This window comes from Fervidobacterium pennivorans DSM 9078, assembly GCF_000235405.2.
Classification (GTDB): Bacteria; Thermotogota; Thermotogae; order Thermotogales; family Fervidobacteriaceae; genus Fervidobacterium; species Fervidobacterium pennivorans.
The window spans coordinates 1,565,311-1,589,407 of record NC_017095.1 but is presented as its reverse complement, the minus strand read 5'-3'; the positions used below and the strand labels follow the sequence as shown (position 1 = coordinate 1,589,407).

Annotated in this window: 12 protein-coding genes and 1 CRISPR repeat array; all 12 genes read left to right on the top strand. The window is 37.7% G+C overall.

Annotated features, from left to right (window positions below; all coding sequences use genetic code 11):
- The first annotated feature begins 41 nt into the window (after positions 1-41).
- A complete protein-coding gene (cmr1, locus tag FERPE_RS07545; RefSeq protein ID WP_014452041.1) occupies positions 42-1,439 on the top strand; it encodes a type III-B CRISPR module RAMP protein Cmr1 in 1,398 nt (465 codons plus the stop codon).
- The gene (cas10, locus tag FERPE_RS07540) at positions 1,426-3,918 is read left to right on the top strand and encodes a type III-B CRISPR-associated protein Cas10/Cmr2 (protein WP_014452040.1); all 2,493 of its coding nucleotides are present in this window, start codon (positions 1,426-1,428) and stop codon (positions 3,916-3,918) included. Before cmr1 ends, cas10 begins: the two co-directional genes overlap by 14 nt.
- Positions 3,918-5,000: a type III-B CRISPR module-associated protein Cmr3 gene (gene cmr3, locus FERPE_RS07535; protein WP_014452039.1), complete on the top strand. Its 1,083-nt coding sequence runs from the start codon at positions 3,918-3,920 to the stop codon at positions 4,998-5,000. Before cas10 ends, cmr3 begins: the two co-directional genes overlap by 1 nt.
- 17 nt (positions 5,001-5,017) lie before the next feature.
- Positions 5,018-5,902 (top strand): type III-B CRISPR module RAMP protein Cmr4, encoded by an 885-nt coding sequence (cmr4, locus tag FERPE_RS07530; RefSeq protein ID WP_014452038.1) that lies wholly within the window; start codon positions 5,018-5,020, stop codon positions 5,900-5,902.
- Complete coding sequence (cmr5, locus tag FERPE_RS07525; protein ID WP_014452037.1) at positions 5,899-6,279, top strand: type III-B CRISPR module-associated protein Cmr5; 381 nt, start codon at positions 5,899-5,901, stop codon at positions 6,277-6,279. Before cmr4 ends, cmr5 begins: the two co-directional genes overlap by 4 nt.
- Entirely contained in the window at positions 6,248-7,045 is a 798-nt protein-coding gene (cmr6, locus tag FERPE_RS07520; protein WP_014452036.1) for a type III-B CRISPR module RAMP protein Cmr6, read from the top strand. The genes cmr5 and cmr6 overlap by 32 nt, the downstream gene beginning before the upstream one ends.
- Positions 7,046-8,010: 965 nt before the next feature.
- A CRISPR array of direct repeats spans positions 8,011-13,297; the repeat unit is 30 nt; unit sequence GTTTTAGAAGTGACTATGAGGGATGGAAAC.
- Positions 13,298-13,334: 37 nt separating this feature from the next.
- Entirely contained in the window at positions 13,335-14,324 is a 990-nt protein-coding gene (locus FERPE_RS10460) for a hypothetical protein (RefSeq protein WP_155804133.1), read from the top strand.
- A gap of 855 nt (positions 14,325-15,179) precedes the next feature.
- Positions 15,180-16,238 carry a hypothetical protein gene (locus tag FERPE_RS07510; RefSeq protein ID WP_014452035.1) on the top strand — a complete coding sequence of 353 codons (1,059 nt, stop codon included), beginning with the start codon at positions 15,180-15,182 and terminating at the stop codon, positions 16,236-16,238.
- Between the two features lie 625 nt (positions 16,239-16,863).
- Positions 16,864-17,892: a DNA replication/repair protein RecF gene (recF, locus tag FERPE_RS07505; protein ID WP_014452034.1), complete on the top strand. Its 1,029-nt coding sequence runs from the start codon at positions 16,864-16,866 to the stop codon at positions 17,890-17,892.
- An 8-nt stretch (positions 17,893-17,900) separates the two neighbouring features.
- On the top strand, positions 17,901-21,341 hold the full coding sequence (gene rgy / locus FERPE_RS07500; RefSeq protein ID WP_014452033.1) for a reverse gyrase: 3,441 nt from the start codon (positions 17,901-17,903) through the stop codon (positions 21,339-21,341).
- 68 nt (positions 21,342-21,409) lie between these two features.
- Positions 21,410-21,982, top strand: coding sequence for a M15 family metallopeptidase (locus FERPE_RS07495; RefSeq protein WP_014452032.1), 573 nt, complete (start codon positions 21,410-21,412; stop codon positions 21,980-21,982).
- 101 nt (positions 21,983-22,083) lie between these two features.
- On the top strand, positions 22,084-24,090 hold the full coding sequence (locus FERPE_RS07490) for a S9 family peptidase (RefSeq protein WP_014452031.1): 2,007 nt from the start codon (positions 22,084-22,086) through the stop codon (positions 24,088-24,090).
- Positions 24,091-24,097 lie beyond the last annotated feature (7 nt).

Genomic DNA, 24,097 nt, shown 5'->3' with positions numbered 1-24,097 from the left:
AGTTAAAAAGTTAATATTTAGCCTAAATAGGAGGTGAATATATGATTTACACCGAGGTAAAGTGTAGAGTTGTAACTCCTATCATTTCACGAAAAGACCCACAAACTGGAAAATTCGACCTTACAGGGCAAAGTGTTAAAGGCGTTCTACATTTTTGGTTTCGAGCAGTAGCACCAAGGATTATTGATATCTACAAACTCAACGAGGTTAATAAACCGAAATCTCCAAAAGAAAACAAAGAACTATATGAACTTTACCAAACTTATGAAAAAGAAAAATACGCTGGACTGAAACTACTTGAAAATGAAATATTCGGTTCCCAGAAGAAAAAAGCACCATTTGGAGTTTGGGTGGAATATAACACGGCAGATTTGAAACAACTCAATAACGGTCTAAACATCTCAAAAGATTTAGGTGGACGAAAATTAAACTATGCATTGTACGGCATTATTGATAGGAAAAACCCTGTTACTTCATACTACTTAGTTCCATCCAAAAGCTTCACCTTAAACTTTACATTTAAAGACATCTTCACAAAAAAAGTTATACTCAGCCTTTTAAAATTGACAAGCTTACTTGGTGGTTTTGGTGCAAAGACGACGAATGGTTTCGGTGGTTTTGAAATCGTCGGACCAAAGGAAGAAATAGTGTTTGTGAAAAAACTACCAAAAGATGTGAAGCTTGAGAAACGTATTGATGAAACTTTAGCAGAAGTTGAACAAGCATTAAGAGATTTCATCAAATACAAAAAAATAACAAATAATACACCTCTTCAGAATGTACTCATACTCCTTAATAAACCAATGAAGGAACTTCTGGATTTTCCAAACTTGTGTGATGATGCTTTCGTTGTTGTTAATACAGAAATCACAGCGAATAATATTCCTGATGTTTTTTTTAAGCTTTTCGATATTTCCAAAAATAGTAAAGGCCAACCTGTAGGATGGTACAAAGCATTGAAATATTACCTGAGAAAAAGAACAAAAGATGGTTCTGATTGTGTAAAAGAACTTAAAAGTGTTCTGGACCAGCCTGAAATGTTGAAAATGAAAACCAAGCATTTAGAGATTCCACCGGCACTTCTTGGCTTGCCATTGCAATATTATTTCCCAGAAACAAAAATAACAGCAAAATTCGAACCCTACATCGATAATTCTGAAAATAACGTGGGTAGAAAACAGAGTCCGATAAGGTTCACTGTACTGAAAAATGACAATAACCAATACATTGTTTATGGAATCCTTTTAAAAAGTAACATCTCAGCAGTCTTATCTAACCAGTACTATAAACTAAGATTCACGGCAAAGAAACGTAAAGAAACTTTAATTGATAAGGGAAGTGCTTATGTAAATTCAGATTGGAACGAACTTGTTCAAGCCATCAAAGATTTCAAGAAAATGTACTCTTCATTAGGAGGTGACAATAATGCCAGCAATTAATTGGAAAGAAAAAGCAGCAGCCTTACTTCATGACCCAGTTTTCAAGGCGTTTGACATAAAATCGCATGAAAATCTTGCAAATGAGCTATGTAGCATTGCAGGTGTTCCAAGCATTCGAGGTCAAGAAGACATAGTTGGAAGTTCACTCGACAGAATCCCATTACCTAATGAACTATATGGAAGACAAATTAGAGTAGGTATGAACGAACTTAAATACTTTATTCATCCAATAAGCGGAGAAAAAATCACAGTTTTAGAACAAGAACTTTATTCCAAGATAGCTGATGAAAACTCACAGAAAAAACACACAGAAGAACTTAAAAACAAAATAAAAATGATAAGAGAGCAAAATACCGATGATGAAAAATTTTACCATGCACTCTGGTGGGAACTTGGTTATCTGACAGACTTTGTTGGTTTCATGCCTGCAGACACACGTGTTCCCAACCATTCAATCATTGACCACCTTGAAATAACGGCAGCATTGCAATCATGCAAAAAAAGTGCGCAAATCGATGCAGCTCTTGTTATGTTCGCAATAGGACCAGTCCAGGAACTTATAGCTCAAGCAAGAAAAACTGTAGATTTATGGGCAGGTAGTTACTTGCTTTCTTATCTGACATATAAAGCAATTGAGTTTATAGGTATCAATTACGGATTTGACAATATCGTCTATCCATACTTAAGAGGAAACGCTTTTGCTTATAGAACTCTGCAAAGACTAGGTGTTACGCTATTTACTGAACCGCTCATGGACGAAAAAATAGCTTCCATACCTAACGTATTCCTTGCAATAGTTCCGGCTTGGGAAGCAAAAAAAGTAATAAATATGTGCGAGGAAGTTGTGAAAAAATCCTGGGAAGAATTAGCAACTGATGTCTTAGAAAAAAGATTGAAAAACCCAGACGAAAAATCAATAGGGCTCAAAAATATTGAAGAATACAAAAAACAAATCGAACTATTTCCGATAATCAACTCAACAATGATTCCATTACCTGATAGTGTAAGTGGAGTAAGGAATATCATAGAATACGTAACTACCGACGAAAACTTCATAAGCGAATTTGAAAGCTACATTTCATTCATTGAGTTTATCGAGTCAAAAGGTGGTTACAAAATAAATGCCGGTAGTTTTTATCGTTACGTGTTCAAAGTGCTAACATCGAGATTAAATGCCATAAAAACTATTAGGTATTTCTATCCGTACCAAAGTGACGAACAAATCGGGGCACAGAGAATTCCAGACGATTTTGGAGCTGGAGTAAGGGCATGTGTAGAAGTCTTAGATACAGCAGGAAATGAGGTAAAAATAGATTACCTTGGAACTGTGAATACGGTCAAAAGATTCCTCAGGGATGTATTAGTAAGCAAAAAGCTTTTCGATGAGAGAGTTAAGTTTAAATCAGTGCTTGAAATAGCATTAGAAAATGATGTAAACAAAGAAATAGCTGAAGAAGTTGAATCTGGAGAATTGGAATTGGACGCTGTGGAAACTCAGCAAAAGCTCAAAAACGGATACATTGCTGTTCTCATGATGGATGGAGACAGAATGGGAAAGTTGGTCTCTGGCGAAAGTGCACCAACTATGGACAAAATGCTACACGATAAAGCAGTTCAAACTCTGAAAGAAATTCAAAATAATACCCCAGACAAAATCTTTTTCTTTGATAAACCGATATTAACTCCTTCATACCAAAAAGCTGTTTCAAGAACACTTGGAATCTTCTCTTCACTTGTTCAATATGTGGTTGAAGACGAATACCAAGGAATGCTTATATACGCAGGTGGAGATGATGTACTTGCAATCTTGCCAGCAGACAAAGTACTCCCGTGTGCAAACAAAATAAGAAAAATGTATTCAGGAATAGGAAACGTAGAACTCAAAATAGACAACACAACGTACAAATTTGATAACGGAATTCTTTACAAAAATGACATCCCATACACAACAATGATGGGACCAACTGCAACAATGAGTGCTGGAATATCGATAATAAATCACAAATCACCACTTAGAGTAGCAATAGAACTTGCACGAAAACAAGAACACAGAGCAAAAGAAAAACTTGGCAGAAACGCATTTAGCATAGCAATAGTTAGAAGGTCAGGGCAAATCCAAGAGGTTGGTTCAAAATGGGAAATAGATGGTATGGATGTCATAGAAAAATCTTATGAGTTATATCAAAAATCAGAGCAATTCAAACTATCGCATCGCTCATTTTACAAAATCTTGGAAAGTGATCTTGAACTCGCTAAAGAAGACGAAAGATTCCTTGAGCGGGTTATTGATTATATACTCAGAAAATCTGATGCCAAGTCAAAAAAATCCGAAGAGTTCAAAAGATTTACAAAAGAACTAAAGGAGTACGCGAAAAGGGTGTTCGCTACTTCAAGTATATTAGAAAAACCATCCAATCCATTTGACCTAATACTAACAGTTAGATTTACAAAACGAGGAGATAAGCGAGGTGGTAATTAATGAGTAAAGAATACTATTTTGTTTACTTCGAACCAGAAGAATGGGTAGCATTTCGTGAAGTCAAACAATTTGGTTCAGGCGGTTATGCACAAACAGTGTATCCATCACCTTATCCATTCTATGGAGCAATACGTAGTGCGATACTAAAAGCCCATGGTATCGAGCTACAGTATCATAAAAAACCAAATATACCAAAACAACTTCAAGAACTCGTTGGAGATGAGAACAACCCTGGGAAAATAAAACTAATAGGTCCGTTTATTTACTCCGAAGAAAACGGTCAGAAAAAACATTACTTCCCCGCACCAAAGAATGTATATCTCAAGCAGAACAACGAGGAGAAACAGTACAAAAGAATGCAGTACTTTGAAGCTGAAACAAAAGTTGGAAATTTTACATTGAAGGGCTTGGCTTGGATTCCGGAAATGATAAATATCGAAAAAGCAGAAGAAGTATATATCGAACTAAGAGAGCTCGAAAAATACAAACAAGGGCAAAGCTTCAAACTGAGCTCACCAAAGAATTTTGTTATTGAATCAAAAGTTGGCATTGCGTTAGAAAAAGACTACAAAAAAGTCAGAGAATCAATGCTTTATACGATGAATGTCTACAGATTCAAAAACGGTGGATTCTTCATGATAACTGATAGCAAAGAGACAGTTCAAGAGCTTGAAAAACTTGAAGGAGTATTCTTAGGGGCAAAACAAAAATGGGCAAGAATAAGTGTAGAAAAAGTAACCACAACACTTTTTGACAAACCTGAAAACACAGATTATGAACAAACAGCAATAATGCTCATTACCCCGGCCATATACGATGGGGGTGTCGCACCTTCTGACCTCAAATTTGGGAGCTCTCAGATACTTGCCATAGCTTCTGGAAAAAAGATGGTTATTTCTGGTTGGGATTATGCTTTTGGTCGTCCAAAACCTATTTATCATGCAGTTGCGCCAGGTACCGTGTATTATCTTGAAAATATACCGTCAGAAACAGACGTAATCAAAAAAAGTAAGCATAACCTTTTTGGTTTTGGAAGTTTCATTTATACAACATATGAAAAATTCAAAGCCAATATTCAATAAATAGGAGGTTGGGAAGTATGGAAAACAAAAACTTGGAGAAAGTTGTTGTTACTATGTATGCTGAATCACAAATTCATGCTGGAAAAGGTATGGATGTTGGAATCGTAGACTTACCAATTCAAAGAGAAAGAACCACAGGCTTTCCAATAATTCAAGGCATCAAAGGTTCTCTCAGATCAAATCTAGCATTCGAAAAAGGAACAGAAGTACTCATTTTTGGCAGTGATCCATCAACTTCAGACGAAAACAAAGAATCAACACCCGGACAAATCGCATTCTCGGAAGCGAAAATTTTACTCTTCCCAGTAAGACACCTTGAAAAACTGTTCGTGTGGGTAACATCACCACTTGTATTAATAAGGTTCCTAAGAGAAATCGGAAAAGCAGTCTTAATCGAAAAAATTCAAAATTTGAATATTGACGATGAAACGGCTTTCGTTATAGGAGCAGAAGGACAGAACGAAATAATGCTTGAAGACTTCAAATTCAAAGCGGTAAAGAATGAAACATTAAAAGAAGTTGCGGAAATCATTTCAAAAAATGTAGCTACAGTTGATTACATAAAAAACAAACTCAAAACCGACATAGTTCTCGTGAATGACAAAATATTCTCTGCAATCGTTGAAACAATGACAGAAATCATTCCAAGAATCAAAATTGACAAAAACACAGGAACAGTTGCTACTGGAGCGCTTTGGTACGAAGAATACTTACCACAAGACACAGTAATGTACTTCGTAGCAAGAAAAACACTATATGCAAATAGAAAAGCACAAGGGACAGACAACTCAGATATACTTGACGAACTGAAAACCAAAATTGACAACGCAGTTATAAACATCGGTGGAAAAGAAACAGTTGGAAAAGGATTAGTTGCATTAAAGGTGGTGAATGGACAATGACAGAAGTAATCAAAAAAGCTGTGGAATGTGTAAGGGAAATAGATAAAACATCCTCAAAAGAAAAGAAAGACAAATACCTTAGCACAGTTAAAGGTTTAGGCAGTATGATTATCCAGAACGGTCTGTATGGCACGATACTCTTTCTAAAGGTTAAGGGACATGATGAACTGATAAAACACCTAGATACTCTTGTACAAATACAAACTGGTGAAGAGAACTTTTCTCAACAAGTTATCGATGGTACTGCTGAGCAGAACTCAAAATACTTCAAAATACAATATGCAGCGCTCGAGGGGGTGAAATGGCTTAGAAGATACGCCGACATCTACCTTGGAGGTGAAGAAGATGACTCAACAAGTGCACGGGAACAAAAATAACGAGGTAGTGAAAAACAAAAGTTTGTATTGGGATAAAATAATCTACAAAAAGTTTCGCCAAGATATAATCGAGAATTTCCAGAAAAATGAAATAATTAAAGAGATTGTCCATAACATGAGAATTGATGACACAATCAACCAGGCAATAAAATCACTTAATGAACGCAGAAATAACATAGTAAAAAATTATAGTAAAAAACACACGCTTATCGACGGAACATTCAAACTAAAAACCAAACTACTTCTTGGAAGTGGCTTACCGTCGTTAATAGATGTAGGCATACATCTATCAAGAAACTATGGAATTCCAGTTGTACCGGCAACATCAATAAAAGGTGCTTTTGCTCATTACCTCTTAGAAAAAATGGAAGAAGACAAAACAATAACAAAAGAACTTTACAAAAAAATCTTCGGAACAGATTTGAACAACGCAAAAGAAAATCAGCGAGGATTAGTCATATTTCTTGATGCACTTCCACAGGGAGATTTGAGACTTGAGATTGACTTAATAAACAATCATTTCCAGCCTTATTATATGGGTCAAGACTTTCCACCAAACGATTGGTACAACCCTGTTCCAGTTCAATACTTTGTCGTAGGAGCATCGACTTACAGATTTACAATACTACTAGACAAAGAAAACGACTTTACCGAGGAAGAAAAGAATAGAATAAAAACTGAATTCAAAAACATGCTAAAACTCTATGGAATAGGTGCTAAAACAAACTACGGATACGGCAGATTCGAAACACAAACGGAAAATTAATATCCCAAAACCCATTTTAAAAATCCACTCCTTATATGCCCAAGCCAGTGCGTGTTCTACAGCCAATGCTGGCTTGGGGTTTTTTTATTCTACCATCCACATTTAAAAAGGAACTAATTAAGGATAATTTAAACATCCACTTATTTGGCATGCCTGACAATAAACAGCATTTTGAGAGAGAAAGTCCGCTTTGTAATGCGAACCGTTGCCAAAAGCAATGTTGTACTTTACGCGAGGAAACCTAAAGGAACCTGGGTGCAAGATCTCACCTTGAATTTGGAAAACTACCTTGGGGAAAGAAATATGAAACCCGAGGATAAACAATGAACATTAAAGTTATCTGTGGCAGTTCCAGAATCACGAGGTGTAGCGCAAAATAAAGCGCATATTAATTAACGAACAGCAATATATCGGTTGGTGTGTTGGACAATATAAAAAAGCGCAATGTAAATTGCCGAGCTCTTCTTCAGTTTCATTTTACTTTAGCTCACTTGACAAATTTACACCTTGCACGTAGCTTTTATTACACTATTAGTATACATCACATCTTTTTGTTACATACCACGAAAGAACATAACAGTAACACAATCATTCTCACATTCTGAAAAACATATTTACCAAAATCTTTGAAAATACAGCTTATTCGAAAAAACATATACCATAATACATAAAATTGCAATACAACTAAAAATACAGGTTATTTTAAACGCAAACAAAAAATGCCAGGAATTCCAAACTTACCTTCATATATCATTAATAAAATTCCTAAAACCGCACTAATAATACTTGCCCAAAACACATATTGTAACGATTATGTAAACACACAAAATTTAGCCATTTTTTCGGGGGATAGTTCCCGGTCACGATTAACCTAAAAACGCATAAACACGAGATTTTTAATTTTTACAAATGTAACTGTCAAATTTAACAAAAATAGTAGTATAATATCTATGAGGGTTTTACGAGTTTTAGAAGTGACTATGAGGGATGGAAACCCATGTTTAACACCTCCATTTTTTTTCTTTGGTTAGGGTTTTAGAAGTGACTATGAGGGATGGAAACTTTTACTCGGATAGTACGTTTTGACGTCTATTATCACCGTTTTAGAAGTGACTATGAGGGATGGAAACCAAATTTTCCTTCTTTTATATTGCTGATTTGATTGTTGATGGTTTTAGAAGTGACTATGAGGGATGGAAACTTGGATTGTACGGAGCAGGCTTTAACTGAGAAACTAGTTTTAGAAGTGACTATGAGGGATGGAAACGCATCACTATCTGAAACATCATCTCTAAACGTCAACGTAATAGTTTTAGAAGTGACTATGAGGGATGGAAACTCACAATTTAACCCCCCATCGTGATGCAACTTCATCTCAACCTGTTTTAGAAGTGACTATGAGGGATGGAAACACGCCATTTAAATAGTTATTCACAAACCAACTATAAAATGCGTTTTAGAAGTGACTATGAGGGATGGAAACATCAAACTCCGCTTGGAAGGGCACATAAGTAAGTTTTCGTTTTAGAAGTGACTATGAGGGATGGAAACGTATTACGTGTATTACGTGTGTAAAAAAAATAAAAACTTCGTTTTAGAAGTGACTATGAGGGATGGAAACTCATGGGTATTTGCAACATTTTCCCGACCTCCCGTTTGTTTTAGAAGTGACTATGAGGGATGGAAACTCATGGGTATTTGCAACATTTTTCCGACCTCCCGTTTGTTTTAGAAGTGACTATGAGGGATGGAAACTGCGAGAAACACCAATGATTGGCAAAACTTTATTCAGTTCGGGATTGGTTTTAGAAGTGACTATGAGGGATGGAAACTCATAAAGCATTTAGGGAGTAACAAGACATGAGTATAGTTTTAGAAGTGACTATGAGGGATGGAAACTGTGTTTTCCACTTGAACTTTTTCTTCCATAATCATACCTCCCGTTTTAGAAGTGACTATGAGGGATGGAAACTTTAGTTCGCCATAAAATGTGTTGACTCGAACCTTTTCCAGTTTTAGAAGTGACTATGAGAGATGGAAACTAACGCTGACTCTATCAAAGCCGCGAAGCTTAGAAGTGTGTTTTAGAAGTGACTATGAGGGATGGAAACTATCATACCAATTAATGCAGGATAGCACAGCATTCAACTTGGTTTTAGAAGTGACTATGAGGGATGGAAACTTTCCCATACCCCCCCACGTCCTGCCGCCGACGTGGGGTGTTTTAGAAGTGACTATGAGGGATGGAAACTCGGTATTCTCAAAATACTTTAAAACAGCTTCATAAAACTGTTTTAGAAGTGACTATGAGGGATGGAAACAATTACTATATGCCGCTTGCACAAGAGAACCAAACATAGCCCGTTTTAGAAGTGACTATGAGGGATGGAAACTCCCCCCTTCCAACCCGAAACATCTGGCTTAGGAATAAGTTTTAGAAGTGACTATGAGGGATGGAAACTTGAAAAAGTCAATATAAACATCGTCTTTGTAAAGCTTCAAAGTTTTAGAAGTGACTATGAGGGATGGAAACTTACGTACGCTTCTACATACACTCTGGTATCTTCGTGTTTTAGAAGTGACTATGAGGGATGGAAACGTAAGCTTTCCGGAAAGCGTTGCAGGATTCAGACTTTCAACAAGTTTTAGAAGTGACTATGAGGGATGGAAACTTTTTTCGATTTTTTGAATGCTTATTCCAGTTTCGTATGAGTTTTAGAAGTGACTATGAGGGATGGAAACGAAAACGCTACCATCTTCACTTACGTATGTTGTACCAGTTCTTTGTTTTAGAAGTGACTATGAGGGATGGAAACCTAACCATTCAGCGATTGTATCACTTTCAAACCAGAAAAAATCGTTTTAGAAGTGACTATGAGGGATGGAAACGCAAGGTTTAACTGCTTTTCTTCCTCCTCGTTTAGATCCAGTTTTAGAAGTGACTATGAGGGATGGAAACAATCGCAATGTAATCACCTCCTTGTTTGAAGATACAGTTTTAGAAGTGACTATGAGGGATGGAAACTCTTTGTGTAGTTTGTAAACGCCGAACTCCCCTACTAGTTTTAGAAGTGACTATGAGGGATGGAAACTCGAATTCCGCACATTCAAACCTTATCGGACAATTTGTAGTTTTAGAAGTGACTATGAGGGATGGAAACTAAACGAACAACGTAGCCTTCATTTGTCTTTTCAATAACGTTTTAGAAGTGACTATGAGGGATGGAAACTCTTAATTGTTGAACGTCACTAATCGTAATGATAGTTTTAGAAGTGACTATGAGGGATGGAAACAAGCCCATATTACTCACCTCGACAGCCCTCTCCAAATCTTCAAAGTTTTAGAAGTGACTATGAGGGATGGAAACCTATACACCCCGTTCTTACCTTCTACCACGTAAAGTTTTAGAAGTGACTATGAGGGATGGAAACTATGTTGCTTGAGCCTTGATAGTTTGCACCTTCAACTTCCATGTTTTAGAAGTGACTATGAGGGATGGAAACACCGTTCTAAAAACCTGAGTTCCCTTGAAGTCACACTCACACGTTTTAGAAGTGACTATGAGGGATGGAAACGCATCTTTTCGGAAACCACGATATTCTCGCTGGAGCCAACCGTTTTAGAAGTGACTATGAGGGATGGAAACAAGAAATCCGGCAGGTTTCAAATCGCTAAGCTATTAACTTGTTTTAGAAGTGACTATGAGGGATGGAAACAGACTATTCCATTATCTTTCCCCGGGGATACACACTAGTTGTTTTAGAAGTGACTATGAGGGATGGAAACATAAAGTTTTGCTGAATCATAATAGTTCGTTCTTATAGTTTTAGTTTTAGAAGTGACTATGAGGGATGGAAACCTCTTGAGTACATTGAATCAATAATCAAAAGCGCTTTGTCACCGTTTTAGAAGTGACTATGAGGGATGGAAACCGTAGGTTTCGTACTATGGTATTTTAACGAATGGTTAGTTTTAGAAGTGACTATGAGGGATGGAAACTCAGGGCTTAACCCGAGGAGGACGGCGAAAGCAAGCAACAACTGGTTTTAGAAGTGACTATGAGGGATGGAAACGGATTGACCCAGACAAATATGATGAGTGGGAAAGTTTTAGAAGTGACTATGAGGGATGGAAACAAGCTTTTTCACTTCAAAATAATTTTCAGATTTTACCTTCGTTTTAGAAGTGACTATGAGGGATGGAAACCGTTGCTTCGAGTATACCTAACTGATTTGTCTTATCACTTGTAAGTTTTAGAAGTGACTATGAGGGATGGAAACTCCACTTGGTAGCGACCAAATTCAAGCGAACCGTATGTTTTCAGTTTTAGAAGTGACTATGAGGGATGGAAACAAATCTACACATTCATTTAACAACAAGCCGTAGTTTTCAACCGTTTTAGAAGTGACTATGAGGGATGGAAACATTGTGTTGTAAAAAGTTTCGTTTGCAATAGCTTGTATATCAGGTTTTAGAAGTGACTATGAGGGATGGAAACCGGTAATCTTCATACTTTCGCCCTCCTTTTCGACTTTGGCAGTTTTAGAAGTGACTATGAGGGATGGAAACAAATCTCACTGTGATCTCCATCCTACCTCCCAACACCAGTTTTAGAAGTGACTATGAGGGATGGAAACTATCAACATCAAAATATCTTTTACTGAACACCCTATACAGTTTTAGAAGTGACTATGAGGGATGGAAACACATTGTCTACGAAAGCTAATTCGCTGTCACTGTACAGGGTTTTAGAAGTGACTATGAGGGATGGAAACGAATTGCCATGGCGAGGGCGAGTTTACCCTCGCCATTTTTAGTTTTAGAAGTGACTATGAGGGATGGAAACAAGACTTCCACCGACACTCTTCCTCCTAACACCATACTATCGTTTTAGAAGTGACTATGAGGGATGGAAACATTCTTAGCTTTGGCTGTTCCTTTCCTGGAATTTTCCACTGTTTTAGAAGTGACTATGAGGGATGGAAACAAAGCGATGAGAAAGATTGAGAAAGAGAAGCAAGAAAGTTTTAGAAGTGACTATGAGGGATGGAAACTGGCTTTTTGACTTTTTAAACTTCTTAACCCTTCAAGTATTTTCGTTTTAGAAGTGACTATGAGGGATGGAAACTAGTACCTGAAGAAATCGCTTTTATCCCTCATATACCGTCCGGTTTTAGAAGTGACTATGAGGGATGGAAACAGCCAATCGTACAGCTGATTTTTTTGCCTTGACTTGAGTTTTAGAAGTGACTATGAGGGATGGAAACACGTGGAACTTCTACGACGTTTTCTCCGTCGTAGGCATAGAGGTTTTAGAAGTGACTATGAGGGATGGAAACTTGAAATATCATACTTTTCTAAATCTACATCTAGTTTTTTGTTTTAGAAGTGACTATGAGGGATGGAAACAAAGCGATGAGAAAGATTGAGAAAGAGAAGCAAGAAAGTTTTAGAAGTGACTATGAGGGATGGAAACGCCCAATTACCGAAGTCTTTATTAAACCCTCTAAATACCCACCTGTTTTAGAAGTGACTATGAGGGATGGAAACTCTTCAACTGCTCCAACATACCAAACCGCGATTTCTTCCAGGTTTTAGAAGTGACTATGAGGGATGGAAACCCGTGCTTATGCAAGTCGAAAAAGTAGAACGCTTCTTTGACGGGTTTTAGAAGTGACTATGAGGGATGGAAACCAATGTAACTACTTACTGTTGTGAATAATTCCTTACTGTAAAAGTTTTAGAAGTGACTATGAGGGATGGAAACTCTAAGCTCATCCTCATTGAGAATCTTACCTTCCTCAGTTTTAGAAGTGACTATGAGGGATGGAAACTATAGTCTTCCTTGGTGTGGTCCGGTATTCAATACCGAACCTTTGTTTTAGAAGTGACTATGAGGGATGGAAACAAATACGTTATCAAGTAGTGATCCTCTGATCATATCCGTTTTAGAAGTGACTATGAGGGATGGAAACTTGTTGAAGATATTTATCTATGTTAACCAATATTGTAAGGTTTTAGAAGTGACTATGAGGGATGGAAACACGCATACCATCCTCCGATGAATCCGCTTACAAACCGTTTTAGAAGTGACTATGAGGGATGGAAACATTTGTGTATAGTCTGTTTAAGGATGACAGGATTATTTAGTTTTAGAAGTGACTATGAGGGATGGAAACCTGACCATTGAACTTGTTCTCCATTCAACATGTTCTAAAATCGTTTTAGAAGTGACTATGAGGGATGGAAACTATCCAATACCTGTGTTTAAGACGTCCAGAGACTTCGTTGAAAAACGTTGAGGCGGAACTTCTTGCTGTCATGGCTGCATTAACGAAGCTGAAGGAATTATATTGTTCGTTGAAAGGGGAACGAGTAGTAATTGCCTCAGATTTAACCGAGGTTCGAAACTTTTATGGAAATGCATTTAAAAATCAAATTTATATCTCAATTGACCAAAAAAATAGTAGTGAAAAAAACTCTGATGCTACTAAGGAGAAAAAATTCCAAGAAGCACTAATCGCACAATTTCGTGAAATTGTCAGGCATTTGGGTTGTAAGCTTTCATTTGAATATGTTAGAGGACACTGGATGAATGTACTCCACAACAGCGTAGATTCCACGCTTCTGAGAATAATAAACAAAAGAATAGCGACAGAAAAAGAGATTATTGCAAATGACAAACAAAGTAACAAATCAGGATTGGCAGTTGCTTACCTTCCTTCACATATCTTTTCGGAGTTTGAATTTCAATACATTAAAGAACTACATAAAATCCTATCCGAAACAAAATCTGAAGAAACACCATTATCAATTAAACTAATGATGAGGAATAATGGATTTATATACGAACCACATAAATCAAAACTAAAAAGAAAATTTGAAGAACTGCTTGAAGACGCTGTTCGATACAAAGTACTTACCAAAGTTGGAGATGAAGGAAACAGCTGCAGATACAAGGCAAACAATATTAAGAAAATAGTATACGCAACGATCAATTTGAGAAAGGAAACTTCAGAACAGATAGGAACAAAAACCAAAAGCACAATGCAAAACAATAAATACGAGTCCGATTATAAAAATTTCTTAGTGAACATATTGAAAAAGAATAAGAAGCCAATGACCGTGCAACAAATAAAAGCAGTAACTATTGAGCGCAAGTACCCGTGGAGACAAGAAAAATCTTCAGGAATGAAAACATTTGAGGCACTGTTGGAGGAGTTAGTTAAGGAAGGACGGATAACAAAAACCAATGGTAAGTATACCACTCTCAGTTGAATGACTACAGATTACTTACACTTGACTTTACTGAGAAAACAACATATTTTCACACCGCAGATTTTTCAATAATCAAGAAATTAAGCCTATTTTCGTATTTTACACAACGTCTAACACCAATTTCCCTACCTATTGTTACCACCACATTTCAAATTGAAAAGATAACAGAAAGCTCGTATCTAAGCTATGCAATAAGGAACTTGTCGATTTACCAGTTGGAAATCTGCATGAATAAATGATTCAGCACAAATATTAGTCAATTCAAAACATTTTTCAGAGTGCCTAACTTAGGAGTTAGGAAAAATTGCCTTCCGGAACATATCTATTTATGCGCACCCTGGAAAGGCTACTCTTAGGAAGGAACTACTCTCTGAAAGAGATGGAAACTCTCGTAGTACCTTAGTAACTTTCGCTGACAAGGCTTCTGGAATAACTATAAGGGTTAATAAGTCCACAGTATACGTAAGTGCTCAATGGAAAAGGAAAGACGAAAGGCAGAAGTGAGTAAGGCAGATAAGACAAATAAGGGCAAAGAGGTTTTACCTGTTTGGGAAGACAAGGAAAAGTGCGATTGTTTCATCTTTTGCGGGTGATTTTGAACTTTTTGTATGTGTTGAGAGTCAAATTAATTAGTAGGAAGTAACTTAGATTGCTGGTTGTTGTATTTGTAGCGACCTTTATTGCTAAAGTTAGGAAAATCGCACTTTGGGCAAGAAGGTGTTTGGTTATTTATCTTGGGAAACTTGGTTTTGTTAAGATTTGGATGTGGCATCACTTTTTAAAGAATAATGAGGTTTTTTGAAAGTTTCAATGATCTATGCTTAACATTATCCAGGTGTAGAAGGAGGGAGAGGTATGAAGACCTGGAAGTTGTTTGAGAAAGAGATATTAATCGTCGTTCTTTTTTTGTTTCTTGCAACCGTGACTTTGGTAGAAGCAGCTGAGCCGCTGGGTCTTTATATCCAAGAATACTATAAAACAAACGGGAGATTGCCATTACCACCAAGTTGGGTCAAAGTCGGTACGACGTTTGTGTACAGGATGCAAGTTGGTGCTGGGACAAAAGGAGAGAGTGGTTTCACCACACAAGGGTATGTTATCAGAATGGTTATCGGAATTGATAAGACTTCGAATTATGTTGCTGTCTGCGAATGGAAGATAATGTCAGATTTGCGTGGGAACATAGACTACACAAGCCAAATCATCTCTGAACAATTTGTGGAACTAAGTTCTTTGGAAAAATTTCTCGCGGACCTTTCTCAAACAGCTCCCTATGGTGTACAAGTCCAAGGAGGGTACTTGCCCGACGGAGGTTTTTACTTTGCATATGCAAGTGGAGATTACCAAGGCTTTACGAGATATAACTATAAATTTAATAGAGAAGGAATCTTAGTGTCTTCAGGTTTCCTTGAACAATCAGGTTCGAGTTCTTCTGTTGGTCAGATGGAGCTTGTGTTTGTGAAAGATGTAGATTTGAAGTTCCGTGGTTTGTCGGAGAATCTCATAAAGGCGAATCCTAGTTATCAGTATGTTGTAATAGAACAGATGACGGGTGCGACAATGCTGTATGGACAAATGAGTGTGGTTTACTCAAAAACGATTTCTGAAGGATTTTATTCGTTCATGGTTAATAATCTTACAAACTTAGGAAGTTCCCAAAAACAGATTCTTGGGACAAATGTCTTAGGTCCTTCATACATCAACCCAGATTTGCTTAAAGGAGAAATCGTTAACATACCAGAGGTAGGTTTCAGATGGGTTGTTGAAGGGCAAGGTCAATTTGGAGGAATCCAAACAGGGATTTATATCGGCGGAGTAAAAGTCGCCATTTATGAATACTCAGCAAATGGACTTTTGCTTCAGCACGTTAGTAAAACACATACAGGCTACCTCCAAGCAGTTATCTCAAGATAACAGAGCGAAGAGTTTTTTATGTGAGCTTTTTAGTTATATACTAAGTAGGTAAATTTAGGTTTGCGTATATTCGGAACATCAGCTTTTTTCATCGGGCTTGTTTACAAAATGGTACGTATTTAGGCTGAGGTGAGGTGTTGGAAAGAAGAACTAATGCTTTTTGCTTAAGAAATCTGCAACGTCTCGGGGTGTACCAGCTGTGCGACACCTTTAGGAAAGAATTTCCCTTTGACAAAGATGGAAATCAAGGGTGGCAGTATGTGTTTGTGTCTGTTATCTTAAATAGTGTGTTTCGCACTTGTGGGTTTGTTTACTGTTGGTCTCTTTGTACCAGGGAATTTAAAAATAGTTGTTCTTACACAACTAAAAAGCGTATAGTTGGAGAAGGCAATTAGAAAACACGGTTTTTTTTATTAACTGTGGGTTTGAAATCAGTACCGTGGCAACTGTGCCGCGGTTTTTTTATTTATGCTCATAGTTAATTCAATCAAAGGCCAGGAGAAAATGGTTTGGAGTCTTTGTATTTATCAATGTTTTTGGAACCGTATGTTTATGCTGATTTTGAATTTTTGGATAAAAGTAGTAAAATACGTAGTGGAAGATTATCTCAGAGGGGGTGGATGGGATGGAAAAGAAGAGGATGGTTATCAAGGAACTGACTGTGAAAAACTTCAGGAACTTTTCGGAGCACACAGTCCAGTTTAGTGATGGTATAAACGTTATCTATGGTCCGAACGGATCTGGTAAAACATCTATTCTGGAAGCCGTTGCGTATTTGTCAAACCCCCGTTCTTTCAGAGGCGCAAGAGATTATCAAGTATTGAAAGTTGGAGAAAAGCATTTTGAAATTAAGGGTAGGATAGTAAGTGGTGAAGAGAAACACACGATAGAAATAGTGTATGTACAAGATGACGACAAGAAAGAAAAGGTAGCGTATCTTGATGGTTCGAAGGTCAAGAGGTTTAGAGACATTCAGGAGATATTTATTGCTATACCTTTCAGTTTTAGGGATTACTCCATGGTTGATGGTGGACCAGCTCAAAGAAGAGAGTTTTTTGATGAAATATTCTCACTGCTTGACCTAGATTATTATGAAACTTTGCGTGCATATGAAAAATTGTTAGATGAAAGGAACGAATATCTTAAGCAAGAACCAGAATTAATAGATAGGGAATACTTGATAGAAACAGCGAAAGATTTGCAGATAATGGCGGATAAGATTGTGGAAAAAAGAGAGCATATGATTAATGAGCTTTCAAAGTATCTGGACAAAACGTTTAAGATAGAGTACAAAAGTGATTTCAAAGGAAAGAATTTCTTGGATTACGTTGACCAAGATATTGCTGAAAAGGTAACAACAGTAGGTCCACATTCGCAAGATGACTATTTGCTTTACTACAAAGACCTTCTTGCTAGGCATTATGCTTCAGAAGGTCAAAAACGTTTGTTGTATCTGTCAATAGTGCTTGCGTTTAAGAAGCTCATAGAGGAGACGAAACACTACGAACCGGTATTCTTGTTTGATGAACCATTCAACGTGCTTGATACTCATCTTCTTGAAAGGTTCATATCCAACCTTTCTGGTCAGGTGATTATCGCTTCAATTACACCGCTTCTTGGTGCACACAACATAGGGCTAACGATTGAGGAGTGATTGAGCCAATGGAGGTAGTGGCACAGCAAGCATCCGCACTAGAGGCAGTATTTAAGCAATTGTGTCCTAATTGTGGTGGAGATATATCTTCAATAAGGTTGGTTAAGGGGCTTCCTTGTGAAAATTGTTTGAAAGAAGACATCGAGGGCAAGGAAGCCCTTTGTCGTCTTAGTAATTTAAAAGGGCTTAAGGGATTTTGCAAATTGAACGAAGAGTATGAAGAGTGGGAAAGAACATTTAGAAAATACGTGGGGTTTGAACCTTGGGAATTGCAAAAGTTCTGGGCAAGAAAGCTGCTTTTGAAACGCTCATTTGCGCTTTTGGCACCAACAGGAATTGGAAAGACTTCATGGGGATTCGCTTCGGCGATATACTTTGCAAAGCACAACAAAAAGTCTTATATTATTCTTCCAACCAGGCTTCTGGTCCTCCAAAGCTATGAAAAGCTAAAAGATAAAGTCCCAGCTGAAGATTTGTTGGTAATAGGAATGGAGGAATCGAAAAAGGAAAAGGACAAAAACAAAGAAAGACTTGCGAATGGTCAGTTCAAAATACTTGTGACTACTTCTATGTTCCTTTACAAAAATGTCGACCTAATTCCTCGTGATTTTAGTTTTATTTTTGTTGACGATGTTGATTCGTTCTTGAAAACAGCGAAGAATATAGACAAGGCATTGTATTTGTTGGGATTTGAGCCAAGGGATATTGAGTTGACGATGAAGTATATAAGGATGAGGAGAAATGTGACAGAAGAGAATGTAGAGGAAATTAACTCATTACGTGAGCAAGTTAAAAGAATTTCGAAAAAAGCAAAAGGTGTGATGGTTGTTTCATCTGCCACGAGCAATCCAAAGTCTGAAAGAATAAGACTCTTCAAGGAACTTCTTTCGTTCGATGTTGGTCGTCCTGTTTTCTATCTGAGGAATGTTGAGGATGTGTACGAAGTCGTTGGGGCCAATCAAACGATTTTGGATAACATGCTTGTGGAGAAGATAAAACAATTCGGTGACGGTGGGCTTGTATTTGTGTCTTCCGATTATGGAAAAGAAAAGGTTGACGAATTAAAAGAACTTCTGAGTAAACACGGAATTACAAGCGAAAGTTATGAGAATTTTTCAGAAGAAGTTTTAGAAAAGTACAAAAATAGAGAAATCCAAGTTCTTATAGGTATTTCCTCATATAGAAACCCGCTGGCACGTGGGTTGGACATACCTGAGGTAATTCGCTACGCCGTATTTTACGGCGTTCCCAAGATTGTTGTGAGTTTGGATTTAGAAGGGAATGTCAAACACATTCTCCTGGCTATTTCGACGTTGAGACCTCTGATAGCAAGGGACAAAGAGTTAGAAAAATGGACCATGACGATAGATAAATGGATGAAGGAATTAAAAAAACTCGGAAATATTCCAAATCCTCCAAAAGACCGTGTGGAGCAGTTGAGAGAGGAAATAAAAAAGTTTATTCTGTCTGAAGAGATTACCAAGAAAATAAAGTCTGCGGATGATATTACACTGAGGCAAGAAGGTGGAAAGTGGTATCTAGTTGTTGCTGATGTGACAGGTTATCTCCAAGCTTCTGGACGTACCTCGAGGCTCTTTGTTGGTGGTATTACAAAGGGACTGAGCTATGTACTTGTGGATGATAAAAAGGTTTTCAACAATTTGATTAGAAAGCTTCGCTGGTGGTTCAGCTCAGATGTGGTATTTAAAGAAGCGCAGAGTATAGATTTCGGAATGTTGATAAAAGAGATAGATAACGACAGAGAGCGTGTGCGTAAGAAAGAAGGTAGAAGAGACGATTTCTTGAAACCTGTACTTGTAATCGTTGAATCTCCTCACAAGGCAAGAACAATTGCAAACTTCTTTGGAAAGCCAATCTCCCGCAGTCTTGAAGGTCACGAGTTGTATGAGGTTATTACAGAAGACAAATACGTGGTCATCACTGCGTCTTTTGGTCATGTGTTTGATTTAAATAAAGAGGAAGGTTATTTTGGCGTTTTGGAAAGTTCTAACGATGGTAGTAGAAAGTATGTTCCTGTGTATGAGACTATCGAGGGAAAAGAAAGCATAGTGAACGCTATCAGAGAAGCGAGCAAAGAATTTGAACAGATACTTATTGCAACTGACCCTGATACAGAAGGTGAAAAGATTTCTTGGGATTTGAAGAACTTGTGCAGTGTATATGCGAAAAATATCAAGCGAATGGAATTTCACGAGGTCACAAAGCGAGCGATTTTAAACGCGTTACGTGAGTACAGAGAAGTAGATGAAAATCTTGTCAAAGCGCAAGTTGTGAGAAGAATTTCGGATAGATGGGTAGGATTTGAACTTTCACAGCTCATCCAAAGACTTTTCGGACGGAGTAACCTGTCCGCTGGAAGGGTTCAGACACCTGTTCTTGGATGGGTAATAGAACGCGCAAAGGAAAGCAAGCAAAAGAAATATGTTGTGACTATCTCTAAAGATGGGGTGGATTTAAGGTTTGAATTTGAAGAAAAACACGAAGCAGAAAAGTTTTTCAATGAGATAAAGGTGGTCAAGGTAACAAAAGGCGAGGAAAAAAGAATAGAGAAATCACCTTTACCACCTTACACGACGGATGTGATATTGAAGGATGCATCTGAGAAATACAAGCTCTCGGTTTCCAGAACAATGGAAGTGCTCCAAGATTTGTTCGAGCGAGGATTTATTACATACCACAGAACGGATTCAACAAGGGTTTCTGATTTTGGAATGAACGTGGCAAAGGAATACATTTCCGAAACGTTTGGCGAAGGGTTCTTCAAACCGCGAACGTGGGGTGAAGGCGGAGCACACGAATGTATTCGACCAACCAGGGCTTTGGATATAGAGGATATCAAAGCGATGATTTACTCGGGTGAGCTTGAGGGATTTACGAAAGACCATATTGCGATATATGATTTGATATTCAAACGCTTCATAGCTTCTCAGATGAAAAATATTGTGCTCAAAGGATACGATGTGAAATTTGAAGTTGTTGATAAAGTCCAGGAAATGGAAGTGTACGAAGAGATAATTGAAGAAGGCTTTAACAAAGTCTTTCCAGTTAAGCTCGCAAGAATTCCAGAAGGGACAATAGAAGTATCAGCTAACAAATTCATACGTGCTATTCCGAAGGTCTATCCGTTCACGCAAGGCTCACTTGTTGAAGAAATGAAGAAGCGCGGACTTGGGAGACCATCTACGTATGCGACAATAGTGAGTAGATTGCTTGAAAGGGGGTATGTGATAGAGAGAAACGGATACTTACTACCCACAGCTCTTGGTGAGAAGGTATACAACTTCTTCAATTCTGATAGAGAGAAATTTAAATTTGTCAGCGAAGATTTCACGCGCGAATTGGAAGTGCTAATGGACAAAGTTGAAAGTGGTGAAGAAGATTACCAGCAAATTTTGAGAAGTTTAAAAGCAGAGCTGGAGAAAATATAGCGGTTTACCAAAAAATAAGATAGGAAGTGTTGTGAATACAGATAGGTTTATCATATCGAGGGATAATTATGAGAGTACCAAACGGAGTCTTAAAGATTGTTTTTGTCGTTATCCTTTTCTTTTTTCTTCTGTTGCCAGTATCATTGGAGTCATATCGATGGGAAATAAGGTTGGAAATAGGATTAAGCAATTTGAATTACCAGTTCAGAAGGTATGTTGAGAAGTTTGTAATGGAATGTTCAAAAGAAGGCATCAGTGTTTGGATTTACAATACTTACAGGTCAAGAGCAGTTCAAAATGCTTTGTATGCCCAAGGTCGTGAGCCGTTGGAAGTTGTGAATTTGCTAAGGCAAAAAGCAAAGCTTGAGCCTATCGATGAGAGAAAGAATAGATACGTGGTTACCAAACTGAGAGTGTCGGCACATAACTATGGCCTTGCGGCAGATTTTGTGCCTGTTGTTGATGGTAAACCTCAGTGGTATAACGATGAACTTTGGCTAAGGTGTGGATATATTGCGCTCAATCTGGGTATGGAATGGGGTGGAATGTGGAAAGGACTTGTAGACAAACCACATATTCAGATGAAAAACTGGAGAAAAGTAGCAACATTTAATCATTTAGAGAGATTGATAATTGAGTAATTGTAATTAACTGTCCCGGTTAAAACCGGGACTTTTTTTGATTTTAATGAATATATGGTAGAATAATAGTAAGTACTACGAACTAAATGGAGGTGGTAATTGTGGGAAAAATTATGCTGGAAGATTTGCTCAAATTTAAATTTCTCTCAAGCTTGGTGGTTTCTCCAAACGGTGGAAAACTGGCTTTCGTTGTCCATGAAATGAACAAAGACGACAATAGTTACAATTCTAACATTTGGCTCTATGACACCACCACAGGGTCTTTATCACAACTTACTTCATCAAATCGGGACAGCTCTCCAATCTGGTTGGATGATTCAAGGTTGCTCTTTGTTTCATGGAGAGATGAAAAGGATAGAAAGCGAAAGGAAGATGGCGAACCACTGACTCCGTTTTATGAAATAGACACCTCAGGTGGGGAAGCAAAACGGGTTTTTGAGCTGCCTTTTTTTGTTGAACGGATTAAGAAGATAGCCGATAGTGTGTTTTTATTCACTGCTGTATATGACCACAAATTGGGAGAGTTTTGGAAGCTGAGTGCTGAAGAAAAAGAGAAAGTGCTCAAAGCATTGAAAGATGAAAAAGACTATGAAGTTCTTGATGAAATCCCGTTCTGGGCAAACGGGGCAGGATTTACTAACAAAAAGAGGGTAAGGCTTTTCAGATACAATGTTCAAACTCAAGACATCATACCTATCACAGATGAATTTTCCAACGTTGAATATATTTCCGACAGTCCAGATGGAAAAACAGTCCTATACATTGCAAATTTCTTCAAAGACGTTATGAAAATGCCAAATGATTTATTTCTCTACGATGTAGAAAAGAACGAAACAGTTAAACTTACTCACCACGACCACTTCATGTATATGCTTGCTGAGTTTATCGATGGAAAAGTGATATTCGCCGGGAGCGATATGAAAAGATATGGTATAAACGAAAATCCGAAGTTTTATGTTCTCGATATTTCCACCCAACGTGTGGAATTGATAACCCCAGATTTTGACTTAGATATAGACAACAGTGTTAATAGCGACTGCAGATATGGCGGAAACAGGATTGTTAAGGTGGATGGAAAATACTTGTATTTTGTGAGCACCCAATGGCATGATGCTCAGTTGTTTAGGCTTGACATTTCCGGGAACGTCGAACAACTCACATTTGAAACAGGTTCGGTTGATGGGTTTGACGTGTCTAATGGAAAGATATTCTTTGTTGGGTTAAGGAACATGAAACTCCAAGAACTTTACGAACTTATTGAAAGGCAAGAAAAGCAACTCAGTCAATTCAACGAATGGGTACAAAAAGAAAGGTATATCTCGCGACCAGAACGCTTCACATTCAACACGAAGGATGGCACAACACTTGAGGGCTGGGTTATGAAACCTTTCAACTTCGAACCAGGCAAGAAATTCCCCGCGATTTTGGAAATCCACGGTGGACCGAAGACAGCTTACGGGGAGGTTTTTGTTCACGAAATGCAACTATTGGCAAGTGAAGGATATGTGGTCATTTACTGTAACCCACGGGGTAGTGATGGAAGAGGAAATGAGTTTGCTGATATACGTGGCAAATATGGAACGATTGACTATGAGGATATAATGCAATTTGTAGATGAGGCTGTTAAAAGATATGAATTCATAGACGAAAACAAAATAGGTGTTACAGGCGGTTCGTATGGAGGTTTCATGACCAACTGGATAATTGGACACACAGATAGATTCAAAGCGGCAGTATCGCAAAGGAGTATTGCGAATTGGATAAGCAAGTTTGGAACAACAGATATTGGGTATTTCTTTGTCGAAGACCAGCATTTTGCAACTCCATGGAGTAACTACGAAAAACTCTGGTGGCATTCACCGATGAAATATGCAGACAAAGTGAAAACACCTACACTTTTTATTCATTCAGATGAAGACTACAGATGCTGGCTTGTAGAGGCTATCCAAATGTTCACATCGCTGAAATACCACGGGGTAGAGTCAAAGTTGGTGATATTCAAAGGTGAGAACCACGATTTAAGCAGAACAGGAAAACCACTGCACAGATTAAGAAGACTCAAAGAAATCATTGAGTGGTTTGATAAATACCTTAAAGCCAATGAATAAGCAAAGA

Excerpts from the sequence above, each read along its gene's own strand:
- cmr1 (WP_014452041.1), top strand. The coding sequence starts at position 42 with ATGATTTACACCGAGGTAAAGTGTAGAGTTGTAACTCCTATCATTTCA.
- cas10 (WP_014452040.1), top strand. The coding sequence starts at position 1,426 with ATGCCAGCAATTAATTGGAAAGAAAAAGCAGCAGCCTTACTTCATGAC.
- cmr3 (WP_014452039.1), top strand. The coding sequence starts at position 3,918 with ATGAGTAAAGAATACTATTTTGTTTACTTCGAACCAGAAGAATGGGTA.
- cmr4 (WP_014452038.1), top strand. The coding sequence starts at position 5,018 with ATGGAAAACAAAAACTTGGAGAAAGTTGTTGTTACTATGTATGCTGAA.
- cmr5 (WP_014452037.1), top strand. The coding sequence starts at position 5,899 with ATGACAGAAGTAATCAAAAAAGCTGTGGAATGTGTAAGGGAAATAGAT.
- cmr6 (WP_014452036.1), top strand. The coding sequence starts at position 6,248 with ATGACTCAACAAGTGCACGGGAACAAAAATAACGAGGTAGTGAAAAAC.
- FERPE_RS07510 (WP_014452035.1), top strand. The coding sequence starts at position 15,180 with ATGAAGACCTGGAAGTTGTTTGAGAAAGAGATATTAATCGTCGTTCTT.
- recF (WP_014452034.1), top strand. The coding sequence starts at position 16,864 with ATGGAAAAGAAGAGGATGGTTATCAAGGAACTGACTGTGAAAAACTTC.
- rgy (WP_014452033.1), top strand. The coding sequence starts at position 17,901 with ATGGAGGTAGTGGCACAGCAAGCATCCGCACTAGAGGCAGTATTTAAG.
- FERPE_RS07495 (WP_014452032.1), top strand. The coding sequence starts at position 21,410 with ATGAGAGTACCAAACGGAGTCTTAAAGATTGTTTTTGTCGTTATCCTT.